The organism is Pseudomonas sp. TE9122 (assembly GCF_056278925.1).
This window is the reverse complement of the sequence record NZ_JBWBQI010000001.1, coordinates 992,346-1,005,632: the sequence shown is the minus strand read 5'-3', so window position 1 is coordinate 1,005,632 and position 13,287 is coordinate 992,346. Positions and strand designations below refer to the sequence as shown.

General features: G+C 59.9%; 13 protein-coding genes. 3 read left to right on the top strand and 10 right to left on the bottom strand.

Annotated elements, in window-relative coordinates:
* Positions 1 to 94: 94 nt before the first annotated feature.
* The 3 genes from ACZ9BE_RS04410 to ACZ9BE_RS04400 all read right to left on the bottom strand — a co-directional run bounded on the left by ACZ9BE_RS04410 (position 95) and on the right by ACZ9BE_RS04400 (position 3,331).
* Positions 95 to 388 carry a YcgL domain-containing protein gene (locus ACZ9BE_RS04410; protein ID WP_041478850.1) on the bottom strand — a complete coding sequence of 98 codons (294 nt, stop codon included), beginning with the start codon at positions 386 to 388 and terminating at the stop codon, positions 95 to 97.
* On the bottom strand, positions 385 to 1,518 hold the full coding sequence (gene rnd, locus ACZ9BE_RS04405; protein ID WP_346620675.1) for a ribonuclease D: 1,134 nt from the start codon (positions 1,516 to 1,518) through the stop codon (positions 385 to 387). Before rnd ends, ACZ9BE_RS04410 begins: the two co-directional genes overlap by 4 nt.
* 163 nt (positions 1,519 to 1,681) lie before the next feature.
* On the bottom strand, positions 1,682 to 3,331 hold the full coding sequence (locus ACZ9BE_RS04400; RefSeq protein WP_476248947.1) for a phosphoethanolamine transferase: 1,650 nt from the start codon (positions 3,329 to 3,331) through the stop codon (positions 1,682 to 1,684).
* Positions 3,332 to 3,734: 403 nt separating this feature from the next.
* On the opposite strand from ACZ9BE_RS04400, the gene ACZ9BE_RS04395 reads away from it, so the two are divergent.
* Both ACZ9BE_RS04395 and ACZ9BE_RS04390 read left to right on the top strand, forming a co-directional pair.
* Positions 3,735 to 4,907, top strand: a complete 1,173-nt coding sequence (locus ACZ9BE_RS04395) for a cyanate transporter (RefSeq protein WP_476248946.1) — start codon at positions 3,735 to 3,737, stop codon at positions 4,905 to 4,907.
* A 176-nt stretch (positions 4,908 to 5,083) separates the two neighbouring features.
* On the top strand, positions 5,084 to 6,019 hold the full coding sequence (locus tag ACZ9BE_RS04390; protein ID WP_252887457.1) for a LysR family transcriptional regulator: 936 nt from the start codon (positions 5,084 to 5,086) through the stop codon (positions 6,017 to 6,019).
* A 3-nt stretch (positions 6,020 to 6,022) separates the two neighbouring features.
* On the opposite strand, the gene ACZ9BE_RS04385 is transcribed toward ACZ9BE_RS04390, so the two are convergent.
* The 6 genes from ACZ9BE_RS04385 to ACZ9BE_RS04360 form a co-directional block, all read right to left on the bottom strand.
* Positions 6,023 to 6,388, bottom strand: coding sequence for a 5-carboxymethyl-2-hydroxymuconate Delta-isomerase (locus ACZ9BE_RS04385; RefSeq protein WP_041478855.1), 366 nt, complete (start codon positions 6,386 to 6,388; stop codon positions 6,023 to 6,025).
* Between the two features lie 164 nt (positions 6,389 to 6,552).
* Positions 6,553 to 7,473, bottom strand: a complete 921-nt coding sequence (locus ACZ9BE_RS04380; protein ID WP_122691656.1) for a LysR substrate-binding domain-containing protein — start codon at positions 7,471 to 7,473, stop codon at positions 6,553 to 6,555.
* Positions 7,474 to 7,562: 89 nt separating this feature from the next.
* Complete coding sequence (locus ACZ9BE_RS04375; RefSeq protein ID WP_476248945.1) at positions 7,563 to 9,668, bottom strand: DUF6311 domain-containing protein; 2,106 nt, start codon at positions 9,666 to 9,668, stop codon at positions 7,563 to 7,565.
* A complete protein-coding gene (locus tag ACZ9BE_RS04370; RefSeq protein ID WP_252877648.1) occupies positions 9,665 to 10,051 on the bottom strand; it encodes a GtrA family protein in 387 nt (128 codons plus the stop codon). The genes ACZ9BE_RS04375 and ACZ9BE_RS04370 overlap by 4 nt, the downstream gene beginning before the upstream one ends.
* Positions 10,048 to 10,758, bottom strand: a complete 711-nt coding sequence (locus ACZ9BE_RS04365) for a class I SAM-dependent methyltransferase (protein WP_476248944.1) — start codon at positions 10,756 to 10,758, stop codon at positions 10,048 to 10,050. The genes ACZ9BE_RS04370 and ACZ9BE_RS04365 overlap by 4 nt, the downstream gene beginning before the upstream one ends.
* Positions 10,759 to 10,761: 3 nt before the next feature.
* On the bottom strand, positions 10,762 to 11,727 hold the full coding sequence (locus tag ACZ9BE_RS04360) for a glycosyltransferase family 2 protein (protein WP_150636528.1): 966 nt from the start codon (positions 11,725 to 11,727) through the stop codon (positions 10,762 to 10,764).
* A 275-nt stretch (positions 11,728 to 12,002) separates the two neighbouring features.
* Here ACZ9BE_RS04360 and ACZ9BE_RS04355 point away from each other — a divergent pair, with 275 nt between their 5' ends.
* Positions 12,003 to 12,194, top strand: coding sequence for a YegP family protein (locus ACZ9BE_RS04355; RefSeq protein ID WP_016771242.1), 192 nt, complete (start codon positions 12,003 to 12,005; stop codon positions 12,192 to 12,194).
* A gap of 113 nt (positions 12,195 to 12,307) precedes the next feature.
* On the opposite strand, the gene ACZ9BE_RS04350 is transcribed toward ACZ9BE_RS04355, so the two are convergent.
* Positions 12,308 to 13,285, bottom strand: coding sequence for an SDR family oxidoreductase (locus ACZ9BE_RS04350; protein ID WP_476248943.1), 978 nt, complete (start codon positions 13,283 to 13,285; stop codon positions 12,308 to 12,310).
* Between the last annotated feature and the right edge of the window lie 2 nt (positions 13,286 to 13,287).

Here is a 13,287-nt window from a genome sequence, read left to right as displayed (position 1 = left end):
TCGCAAACCGTGCAGACAGCCGCCGGGGTCGGGCCGGCCATCGCGGTAAAAACAGTTCCAGGGTTAACCGAGGCCCAGAACAGGGCCTCGCGGGTCAGACCGGGTCGTTGCGTCGCAGCAACTCTTCGGGCAAGTGCTCGATGTACTCGTCCTCGGCCGGTGGCATTTGCAGGTGATAGCCCTGCTTGTCGAGGTTTTCCAGAACCACGGTGATGTCTTCGCTGGCCAGCTTGCGCTCGGGCGACAGCACCAGATCGAAGGAGTGCTTCGCTTTGCCAAAAGCCGTCATCAGCGCTTCCGGCACGCGCTCGAGCGCATCGCTCTTGAGCACGTAGAGATACATGCCGCTGCGCTTGGAGCTTTGGTAGATGGAGCAAATACGTTTCAAGGCTGTTCTCCGGCGGTGGCCAGGCTGTCGAGCAGCTTCTGGCCGAGCAATTCGCGGCGCCAGCCACGCAGCGAATCGGGCAATTGGTAAGGCCCCTCGGGGAAGCCGCTTTTGACCAGGGCTTCGAGGGTTTTCTTGCGCAGCATCAGTTCCGGGGCAATACCCAGGCGTTCGGCCTCGGCCTGACCCAGCGCGCGCAGTTGCTTGATCAGCGCAGCGGCTTCGATCGGCAACGGCTCCGGCACTGCCGGCGGCCATTGATCTGGCCCCACACTGCCAGAGCGCTTGATCAGATCAAGCAGAAACTGACCGTCCTGACGTACGGTACGCGGGTGCATGTCTTCAATCTTGCCCAGCGCCGCGAGGTTATCCGGCTGCGTGCGGGCCAAGGGCCACAGCGAGTGTTCACGGACGATGCGGTTGCGCGGCAGGTCGCGGGCGCGGGCTTCTTTTTCGCGCCAGGCGCACAGCTCACGCAGCACGGCGAGTTGTGCACGGGACAACTTCCACGCCAGTTTCGCCTCGCGATAGACCTCGTAAGGATCGGTTTCGCGGCGCAGGTTGGCGACCAGTTCGGCGCCATCCTCCAGCACCCAGGCGAACTTGTCGGCGGACAGCCTGGGGCGCAACTCGACGAACACCTCGGCCAGATGTACCGCGTCTTCGGCGGCGTAGCTGATCTGGGTTTCGGACAGCGGGCGCTGCAACCAGTCGGAGCGGGTTTCGCCCTTGGGCAGGTCGATGCCGAGCACTTCCTGCACCAGACGCGAATAGCCCATCGAAAAACCGAGGTTCAGGTAAGCGGCGGCCAGTTGCGTATCGAACAACGGCGCCGGCAGGCTGCCGGTCAGGCGCAACAGTACTTCGAGGTCTTCGCTGCAGGCGTGCAAGACTTTGAGCACCGCCGGGTTTTCCAGCAACGCGGCCAGCGGTTGCCAGGCGTTGATGGTCAGCGGGTCGATCAGGTAGGCGCGTTTGCCGTCGCCGATCTGCAACAGGCCGGCAATCGGGTAGAAGGTGTCGACCCGCATGAATTCGGTGTCGAGGGCAACGAACGGCAGCTGCTGCCACTCGGCGCAAAACTGCGCGAGGCTTTCGTTGTCGCGAATCCAGTGAATATCGATAGCCACACGGCTCTCCCTTGAAGAATGGCGCGCAGTATATATCGCCACCGACGATTTACGCGCCTTTGAAGGGCAAGAGCTGTAAGGAAATGTCTTGCCTGTGAGCAAGAATAGTCTGACAGCAGAAACAGAAAGGCCCGTCGCATTGGTGCGACGGGCAGGGAACGCTTCACTGCTTGGCCAACACGCCGTCGATCACCGCGCCACGACAGCCGGCAAACATGTCCAAGGCAGGTTGATAGACGCTGCTGCGCACTTCCAGCAGGCCGAGCATCGAGTGGAACAGATTGTCCTGGCTCAGCGGCTTGTCCCGGCTCAGTTGCAGGCAATGGGTGTCGACCGAATAGGCCTTCTGATAGCTGTCAGAGAACCACGCCAGCATCGCTACATGCTTCTGTTGCTCGGGCGCCAGCATATAAGGCGTGCCGTGCAGAAACAGGTTGTACTCGCCCAACGATTCGCCGTGGTCCGACAGATAGAGCATGGCGGTGTCGACTTTGTCCTGATTGCTGCGCAGCACATCGATCAGGCTAGCCAGCACATGGTCGGTGTAGACCAAGGTGTTGTCGTAACCGTTGACGATACTTTCGCGGCTGCAATTGTTCAGCGCGTTACTTTCACAGACCGGAGTGAAGTGTTCGTACTCCTTGGGATAACGCTTGAAGTAGTCCGGGCCGTGACTGCCCATCTGGTGCAGAACCAGCACGGTGTCCTTGTCCAGATGATCGATGAAACTTTGCAGCCCTTGCAGGAGGATTTCATCGCGACATTCGCTGTTGGCGCACAACGCCGGGTCTTGCAACTTGCTGACATCCTGCACCGTGACGCGGTCGCAAGTGCCTTTGCAGCCGGACTGGTTATCGCGCCAGATCACATCAATGCCGGCGCGCTTGAGCACATCGAGCAAGCCCTCTTCATTCCTGGCCTTGCTGGCGTTGTAATCCTTGCGACCCATGTTGGAGAACATGCACGGTACCGAAACTGCGGTTTCCGTGCCGCAGGAATGCACATCAGTGAAAGCGATCAGCCCGGCCTCTTTGTCCAGTTGCGGGGTGGTGTCTCGGTCGTAACCGAGAATGCCGAAGTTCTGCGCTCGCGCACTTTCCCCCACCACCAGCACGGTGAGGGATTTGCGTGGCTGTAGCCGCAAGTCGGGGTTGCGCTGGGCATCTTCGCCGATCTTGATGAACGGCTGCTGCGCCGAGACAACTTGCTCTTGCAGATAACCAATGGATGCGCCGATGTAATTGCTCGGCACCAGCATCAGGCGAATTTCGTGGTGATTGCGAAACAGCGACGACAAACCTTGATAGTTGGCCAATGCCACAACGCCGATCACCGCCGCCGAGGCAACACTGACAATAACTTTGCTGAACAACTCGCGATGCCAGCGCCGATAATTGACCGGTACTTTCCACAACAACAAACACGGCAAAACACCCAGCAAGAGAATATAAGCGAACAACTTCAACGAAAGCAGATCACGCACTTCCGTCGCGTTGGTCTCGGCAAAGTTGCGCAACATGCCCGCATCAATCATGACGCCATATTGGCTCATGAAATAAGCCACGCCGGCGCTGACTAAAAACAAAAGAGTCAAAAGTGGTTTAAGCAGTGGCCGGAACGCGAATATCGTCAGCACGATATTGAACGCGGCAAGGATCATCACGCCGAACGCCACGCGCATGGCGATGCCCTTGCCATCGGCGGCGGTGATCTCGAACAGGTGTTGCCAAAGCACCAGATTGAAACCGAGCAACAAAAAGGCGCTGGCAAACAACGTCACCCATTCCGGGCGCACGGCTTTTAACTTCAACATGATGAGTGACTGTTCCTGAAAGAAGAGCCTCGTCGATTGTGAAAAATTCATTCACCGAGGCATGCCAAACTTTAGGCAGGCATGGATCAATTTTTCGTGAAAAAGATGCTAATGATTAGTTGCCTCGGAGTACGAACGTGAAAGTTTGCGAGTATTTGAGAATGGTTCAGGGTTTATTCAGTTTCAGGCACTTCACAATGTCCTCTGTGGGAGCGAGCCTGCTCGCGAAAGCGCAGTGTCAGCAAATGATTGTTGGTCTGGAGGAACGCATTCGCGAGCAGGCTCGCTCCCACATCGGGACAGGGGTATTATCGAGTTTTTAGGTCTGGCCCGGGGTTTTCTGATTTGCCGATGCGCGCGCCGCGACGCCTAATCATCAGCCTCCCCACTCAAAGGCCTGCTGATGAATCACTCCCGCCCCGCCGCTTGGCTGATACTCGCGATCATTCTTGTTGCACTTAATCTGCGCCCCTCAATGGCAGCCATCGGGCCGCTGCTGTCGGCGATCCGTAGCGATATACCGTTGAGCTTCACGCTTGCCTCTTTGCTGACGATGCTGCCGGTCATGGCCATGGGGCTGGCGATGTTCTTCGGCCTGCGCATCAGCCAGCGTCTGGGCGAACAACGCACGGTGCTGCTGTCGCTGCTTGTCATCGGGCTGGCGAACGTGTCACGGCTGTTTATCGATTCTGCGGTCGAGCTGATCGTCAGCGCGATACTGGCCGGTATTGGCATAGCCCTGATTCAGGCATTGATGCCGGCGCTGATCAAGACGCGCTTTGCTGACAACGTGGCGTTGTGCATGGGCATCTACGTGACTTCGATCATGGGCGGCGCCGCGATTGCCGCATCGTTCGCGCCGCTGGTGATGGTGGAGACCGGCAGTTGGCGCATCGGGCTGGCCATCTGGGCGGCGTTGGCATTGGTCGCGTTGCTGGTCTGGTGCTTGCAGCCCGCGCAACCCCTACCAAGGGTGACCCAGCGGGAATCTTTCATCACGCGCCGTCGCGCCTGGTTGCTGGCGATTTTCTTTGGCCTCGGTACGGCGTCCTACACCTGTGTCCTCGCCTGGCTTGCCCCGTATTACGTGGAAAAAGGCTGGAGTGAACAGAACGCCGGGCTGCTGTTGGGTTTTCTTACAGCGATGGAGGTCATTTCCGGCCTGGCAGTGCCTGCGATCGCCAATCGCAGCCGTGACCGGCGTGGGATATTGGCGGTTCTGCTGTTGCTGATCATCGGCGGTTTCTGCGGGCTGATTCTTGCCCCGCAACATTTGGCCCTGCTGTGGCCTTGTCTGTTGGGGCTGGGAATTGGCGGTCTGTTTCCGATGAGCCTGATCATTGCGCTGGATCACTGCGACGAGCCGCAGCGTGCCGGTGGCCTGACCGCGTTTGTACAGGGGATCGGTTATCTGATCGCAGGACTGTCGCCGCTGTTGGCAGGGATCATTCGCGATCGGCTGGGCAGTTTCGAAGGTGCGTGGTGGGCGCTGACTGCGGTAATGGTGCTCATGCTGCTGATGGTTGTGCGCTTCAACCCTCGCGACTACACACGTCGCTTGCCCTGCCCGGGCTAGAGGCCTCTGGCCATCTTTTGCGCACGAGATTGGCAACGTCGTGTTGCTAAAAGTTTCTGTCCCACATGTGTCCGTGAAATGTCCTACGAGGGTTTCTCCTGGCACCATCGTTCCGTTAGGATCGTACGCACACGTTTGCGCGAATTCTGCGCAAGGGGCACAGCGAGACGGAACTCATGCTGAACAGTAATTTGCTTCGCAAGCTCGATATGCAGGACTTGATGGTATTCGTCGCCGTGTACGAGCAGAGCAGTGTCACCGATGTCTCGGAAACCCTGTTCGTCAGCCAGTCCACCGTCAGTTATTGCCTGAAGAAACTGCGCACCAGTTTCGAAGACGAACTGTTCATCAACACCCGCACCGGCATGCGCCCGACCTACAAGGCCTGCAGCATGTACGGCCATGTGCAGAAAATCCTCGAAAGCATCAACCTCTGCCACGCCGGTGCCCCGGCCTTCGACCCGAGCCGGCAGGCGGTGACTTTCAACATCTGCGCCCCGGAATACTTCGAGCAATTGATTCTGCCGCGACTGTTGAAGCGCTTCGATTTCGACGACTTGCCAGTGATGGTCAACATGCACAAGTTTGAAACCGACGTTCCGGCCGAAGAGTTGCGCGACGGCAGCCTCGATCTGGTGATCAGTTTCGGCCCGCACTTTCACCGCCAGCATGCGGATCTGAAATCCCGGATGTTGCTGGAAGATGACCTGGTCTGCGTCTTCGACAAACGCGCCACACCACTCGAACCGCGCCTGAGCCTGCAAGCATTCACCGAACGTCGGCATGTGTTTCCAACGCCGTGGACTTCAAGCACCAACATGGTCGACGGCTGGCTGGCGCGGCAAGCGCAAAAGCGCCAGATAGTGGCCCGATCGAACAGCTACAGCGCCGCGTTGAAGATGATCACCGGCACCGATTTCATCCTCACCCTGCCCCGGCGTATCCAGCGTCTGCTGACCAACGACGCAGTGTTCAACCACTGCGAAGCGCCCAACGGCCTGCCGGGTTTCACCCTCGACATGCAGTGGAGCCAGAGCGCCGATCAGGACAGCGCCAACGTCTGGCTGCGCGAGCAGGTGATTCAGGTGTGCAGCGAGCTGGAAAACGCCTGAACGTCAGATGCCGATCGCGGCTTTGCTGTAGGACTCGCGATCGATGTCGAGCAGTTCGACACACAGTTGCACTTCGAGCCCGGCCGGCCATTCGCAGAGTTCCTGCAACACCGCCAGCAGGCTTTGCGAGAGCTGCTTCTTGATCTCCGCCGAGCGTCCGCTGAGCAAGGCCAGTTTCACATGGACGAAGGCGCGCTCGCCCTGCGCCGTGCCGACCTTGAAGTTGTCGATCTTGATCGCGCGGCTCTTGATATCGAACTCCGCGCCGAACTGACCGGAACCGACCAGCGTGTTGTTGAGCCGGATCAGGGCGATGTCAGCGTTCAACTGCGTCAGGTTGGCGGTGTATTCCATGTGCAGGTGTGGCATTGCGGATCTCCAGTCGGCGGATGCGGGGCGTACATATACCACAATCACACAGCGTCATTTGTGGGAGCGAGCCTGCTCGCGAAAGCGTCCTTTCAGGTTGCACATCTGCGCCTGCCGAACGGCTTCGCGAGCAGGCTCGCTCCCACAGGGTTGTGTGGTGCTTGTCAGGACGAAATAAGCGGCCGTTCACTCATGAACGCTTCGAGCCGCGAACGCAGCCAGCGTTCGGCCGGGTCGCTGTCGACGTGGCTGAGCCAGACCATCGACAGGTCCAGTGTTGGCGTCTTGAACGGGAACGGTTCCTGGAACAGCGCCCCGGACGCCGCCATCGCCGCTGCGGTGTAATCCGGCAGGCTGGCGATCAGGTCGGTGCCGGCCAGCAAAGCCGGCAGTGCGCTGTATTGCGGCACCGACAACACCACCTGCCGCGTGCGCCCCAGTTCCGCCAGCCACTCATCGGCGTAGCCACTGACATTGGCCGTGTGCGACACCAGCACATGCGGGCGAGCGCAATATTCGTCGAGGGTCAGCGGCGTATCAGAGGCATCGGCGCGCAGGATGCTTGGCTGGATATGCCGCAGCAGTTTGCGTTTGGCGTTGGCCGGCAGGCCACGGGTCTGGCTGATGCCGACGGTGATATCGCCGGCAGCGAGCAGGTCGGGAATGCGCCAGTAATCGACATGCTGCACCACGAACACCACGCTCGGCGCCTCTTGGCGCAACGCGCGCAACAGCGGCGGCAGCAGGCCGAATTCGACGTCGTCGGACAGGCCGATGCGAAAGGTCATGGTGCTCGTCGCGGGATCGAAATCGCGGGTCAGGCTCAGCGCCGCCGACAGTGAATCCAGTGCCGGTTTGAGATGGCGGTAAATATCTTCAGCGCGGGCCGTCGGCTCCATACGATGGCCGACGCGGATGAACAGCGGATCGTTGAGCATCGTGCGCAAACGGTTGAGCGCCGAGCTGATGGTCGGCTGGCCGAGGAACAGTTTCTCCGCCGCGCGGGTCACGTTGCGTTCGAGCATCAGGGTCTCGAACACCACCATCAGGTTGATGTCGGCCTTGCGTAGTTCATTGCGGTTCATCCTTTGCCCCTGCTCCCCGGAATAGCGGCAGTGTAGAAAGGCCCAAGAACCGCGTCTATGGGCCGCTGCGCCGAACAGTCACTGAAGGGTCAATGAAGCGTCAACGCCAGAATGCCAATGGCCAGTTTGCGCGGATCGAGTCCCATGCCCAGCGCTCTCGGGCTGACGGCATCGGCGTGCTGGAAACGAATCATCAGCACGCCTTCACGCTCAATGCGCTGCTGGACTTCAGCTGGCAGGTCAACGGCGACAACGTTCGCTTCGGGCTTGAGCAAGCGGGTGGAGAGCACCGGCACATCGTTGACGCTAATCTCCAGCCCCTGTTCGGTATGCGACGGCGCAATCAAAGCGTTGGCTTCCAGCACAAATGATCTCACCGGCGCCTCGGGCCGCAGAATGATTTGCGATTCACTGCCCTCGGACCACGTGCCCCACGGTTCGCTTTTCGACCATCCGCTGCCGAGGAAAAACGTCGCCAGGCTGGTAACGTTGAAGGTCACGCGCTCGTTCGACTTCATTGGCGAAATCAGCGTAAGGGGATCAGAGGCCACGATAGGCGGGCAATCGGCGCAACGCTTCCAGCCGGGCGCCAGCACGTTCAAACCGTCGATTCTGGCGAGTACGTCAGTCTCGCGATTGAGAGTCAGCGCGGCCGGCAGCACAGTGCGGCTATCGAGTACATACAGCGTATCGGTGGCGTATTGACCAGAGCTGACCATCTGGTCGGCCACAGCCTGGGCCGCCTCGGTGGCCTTGGTACTCATGCGGCCGAGGTAGACCGCATTGGTCGGCAGATGATGGCGTCCCGCATACTCGGCCAGCGTTCGCCACTGCTCCGGATAATTCTCCGGGCGCAGCCAGCGCACCGCCTGATAATGGCGGGCTGCCTGATCCCAGAACGGATCAACCAGTGGCGTCGGCCATTGTGGCGCCGGCGTGGCCATGAACAGGTTGCGCGACTCTCCCCAACCGGAACGCGTATCCGCCACTTGCAGCAACAGGGCAATGCTCAGCAGAATCCGTGCCGTGCGCGAAGTATGGCCGCGAATCACCACGTACAGAATGGCGAAAATCGCCATGTACATGACAGGCCAGATCATCCGCCCCGAACCGCGAAAAATTGTCGCCACCGCCACCACCGCATCCGGCAGCGGGATGTGCAACTCGAATGGGCCGACCCCGATGTTGTTGGAAAACGCAAACAGCGCCAGGCCGGCGAGCGCGAGCAACAGCAACGGGTAGCGACGTGGCTTGAGGTGAACATCCGTGCCGCGTTGCAGCCATGCCGCGAAGGCGCAGATGAACAGGAACACCACACCCAAACCAAGGAAAGCAAAACCGTCACCATCGCCCAACACACCGGGCATGTCGCGCAGGGCAAACGACCAGGTTCCCGGGTCGAAAAAGCTCAGCACATTGGCGCGGAACAGACCGTAGCCCATCAGTGCCAGGCCGTCATCGCCGACGCTGAAGTAGCCCGCCTGCCAGCAACACAGACTCACCAGCAAAAACAGACCGATCAGTTCGGCCACAGCTTTGCGCGGCGCCAGATGTCGCCGCAGGGTGTGTGCTGCGAGATCGGCGAGCCAGATCAGCGCAATCATCGCCAGCAAATAGGCGTGAATCAGCGCGGCCGCCGCCAGCAACGTTCCCCAGGCCAGAGAGCGTTTTGGCGTGAATGGCCGCAGCGCCAGGTACAGCGCGGCCAGCAACATGAAATGCCCGCCCAGGGACAGGTGCACGCTCATGCGGATCAGCATGGCCGGAACGAATAAAAACAGCCCGGTGCCGAGCAACCGCAGAACCGCGTCGCGGCTCACCAGGCCGAGCAGTTTCCAGGCAAACCAGCTCTGCAGAATGAAGCAGGTCAGCAACCACAGTCCGAAATACTGAAACGGCTCCGGCAACAGCGCCGAAAACGGCTTGAACAAAAAGGCGAACAGGGGATTGGAATCGGAAAAGATCAAGCCATTGCTCAATTCAAGTCCATAAGACGGATTGAGCCCCAGCGGAAAGCTCCATGGCGAGTGCCGGAAAAACACCCAACCCTGGTAATGCGTGGCCGGGTCGCCGTCGCCCAGCCAGGCAATGTTCATCGGGTTCAACGCCCGTGGGCCGACCACGATAAAAAAGGCCAGAATGCCTAGCAGCACAGGCAACAGCGCAGCCGCCCGAGAGGTTGAGCAAAGCTTCATCGATACGTCCAGAAATTATGCAAAACGAATGTGAACGCCGGCACCGTCATGGCCACGGCACCGATCCCGAGCAGATAATGCAACCCCGCCACTTGCGCCGCCCAGGCAACCAGCATCGCCAATAGAAAACCGCCCGCCGAGACCGACACAAAGCGCAGTAACGTGCGCCCGTGCAGGCGAGCTGAAAAGCTCCAGGTGGTATTGATCACATAAGACACAACGGTCGCCACGGCAAAGGCGAAACCATTGGCCAGCGGCGGTTCGGGCGCGATGAAGCGGATGAACATCACGGCCACCAGCGCATGCAGCGCAGTGACGAACAGCCCGGTCAGGGCAAAGCGCAGACCACGGCGAACCAACGCTGAACGATCACTGTCGATCACGGTTTCTGCGCCAGCACGAAGACGCTCAAACCGGCCAGCCGGTTTCTGCCCATCAACGGCAATTCCAGCCGGCACAGAGTCTTGAGCACGCTGTTGACCCACGGGTGATGACGCTTGAGTTGCGACTGTGGCTGTGCGGTTTGCGAACCTTGAGGTATCAGGCGCAACGCTGCGGCGATAGGAAACACCGCACCGAAATAGTAGGCGCCGCGCTGCATGGTCAAACCGGCATCGCCCGCCAGGGTTTCGAATTGCGCGAGGGTGTAGCGGCGCTTGTGCTCAAGAAAATCATCATGACCGCTCCAGAGAAACTGAAACGCCGGCACCGTCATCAGAAAACGACTGCCCGAAGGCACTTTATCGACATAGTTTTTGAGCAGGCCGAGGTCGTCGTCGACATGCTCGAGCACGTCCATCAGTAACACCAGATCGGCATCGATGCTGTCGATGCCGCGGCGGTAATGCACCGGTTTGCCCGCGGTGGTGGCGCTTGAATCGGCGGGGTAACTGATGTCGACGCACCACGCCTCATGCGCGTCGGTGTGGGTCAGCAGATGATGCGAGAAAAACCCCGAGCCGGCACCGACATCGAGTATTCGTCGGATCGGCATGTTACCCAGCAATCGCCGGGTCGCCGCCGCTTTGCAGCAGTAATACCAATGCTCATCGATGCTGTCGCCGAGGATGTCGGTTTCCTTGAGATCCATCTGTCAGTCCTTGGGGTCGTAAACGCGACGCACCAGAAAAACCGGCCGGCGTTTGGATTCGATATAGGTGCGGCCAAGGTATTCGCCGAGTACGCCAATGCCGATCAATTGCAGACCGCCAAGGAACGTGACTGCGACCATCAGCGAGGCATAACCAGGCAAGTCGACACCGTGGATCAGTGTGCGCAGGACAATGAACATGGCGAACGCAAACGACACCAGCGAAACCGTTGCCCCCAGGTAAGTCCAGACCCGCAGCGGCTCGGTGCTGAAACTGGTGATGCCTTCGAGGGCGAAGTTCCACAGCCGCCAGCCATTGAATTTGCTTTGCCCGGCCACGCGCTCGGGGCGCTCGTAGTCGACATGAGTGGTGCGGAAACCGACCCAGGCGAACAGACCTTTCATGAAGCGTCGCGACTCAGGCAGGGTCAGCAAGGCATCGACCACGCAGCGGTCCATCAAGCGGAAGTCGCCAACGTTCTCCGGCAACGGCTGTTCGGCGATGCGGTTGTGCAGGCGATAGAACCAGTGGGCCGAGGTCGATTTGGCCCACGTGTCGCTGCGGCGGCTGACACGATGCCCCAGCACCACTTCGTAACCTTCGCGCCAGCGCTCGATCATCTGCAAAATGACTTCCGGCGGGTCCTGCAGATCGGCGTCGATCGGAACCACGATCTGCCCGGTGGCCATTTGCAGACCGGCCGACAACGCCGCTTCCTTGCCGAAGTTGCGGCTTAGATCGACGATGCGCAGACGCGAGTCTTGCCGCTGCCGCTCAAGCAAGCGCTCAAGGGTGGTGTCGGTGCTGCCATCGTTGATGAAGACCAGTTCAAGATCGATCAGTGCCTGCGTCTGAAAGACGTCGTCGATGCGCGAAAGAAAGCTGTCGAGGCTGTCGGCCTCGTTGAAAACGGGGATCACCAGCGACAACGTCACCTGCCCGGCCTGTTGCGTTCCGTGCTCAGTCAAAGGAGTGCTCTTTTTATAGTTTGTCGGTCATCGAAAGTCTTTCGAGGCCATGAGCCGTGCCGTATTAAGCAGCAGCCGGCACGCACGTGCAAGCAGGACACGGCGTCATATCGGCCAATTCGCCGGGCAGTCGCGGCGCTCTGGCCAGCGTCTTTCAGAAACATCCGCGAACGATTGGAAACAAATCCCCGATAGCCAAAAAAAACCGCTGCGCTAGGCTTGCGTCGATGCGCCACACAGGTGGGCGCGCCTATCGATCGCAGGGAGCGAACCGTATGTATTTCGAAATCTACCGACAAACCCGAGGCACCCCCAGCACTGGCAAAGGCCAATGGCGCTGGCGCCTGCGTGCGCGCAACCACGAGACGGTGGCCAGTGGCGAATCGTATGTGAACAAGGCTGATTGCCTGCACGTGATCAACCTGATCAAAGCCGTACAGGGCGAGACGCCGATCAAAGAGATCTGAACGAAACCACAGTCATCAAAGGTGCATGTGCTGCATTTGTTGCTTCCATGCACCCCGGCGCCTCTAGCAGCGCGCGCAGAGATGCGTCGACAGTGGAGCGAAGCGGGAAAGCATCAGAGCTGTAATAGAACCACGCCGACCAATATGGCAATCACTGCCGATATCGCCAGCACTTGCGTCGAGGTCAAGGCCAGCGCTGCATCCCTGGAACGGCCGACGAAGCGGCCGCGAATCTGATGCCGATCCGGCTGCGCTTCGAACAGGTTGTCCGGGTGCTCGTTGTCTTCAGGCTCATTGGTCTGCTGACCGGACCATGCACTTCGCGCCATCAAACGGTCGAGCAGACCGGGCATGACGGATTGGCCAATAATCGCTTTGATCGTCGACCACCCTAGCCACAACTCTCGCGGCGGATGCTTTACCACACTGAAAATCGCCCGTGCCGCTACGTCGGGGTCGTGAATCGGTGGCACCGGTTGGGGCCGCTGGGGCAATTTGTTGCGTGCCCAATCGAACTGCGGGGTATTGATCGCGGGCAATTGCACCATGCACACGCGAATATGGCTGCGCTCATGCAGCAACTCACAGCGCAACGAGTCGGTAAAACCACGCACAGCGAACTTCGCCCCGCAATAGGCGGCCTGCAACGGAATGGCACGATAGGCCAACGCCGAGCCGACCTGGATGATCACCCCTTGGTTGCGCGGACGCATCAACGACAGCGCCGCCAAAGTGCCATGAACCGTACCGAGATAGGTCACCTGAGTGACGCGCTCGATCTCGGCGGCGGACAATTGTTCTATCGGCGAGAGCACCGTGACCATCGCCGCGTTGACCCAGACCGCCAGCGGCCCTAGCGCGGTTTCCAGTTGCTGGGCGGCCTGCTGCACGGCGAGCGCATCGGCGACGTCGACGCTGACGGTTTCAACCTGAACGCCATACGCTTGCAGCTCCTCCTGCGTGGCGGCCAGGCCCGCTGGATCACGCGCCAACAGGCCGATGCGGTAGCCGCCAGCGGCAAACCGATGAGCCACCGCGCGACCCACACCAGCACTTGCGCCGCTTATCACCACCAAAGGTTGCTCCTGCATGG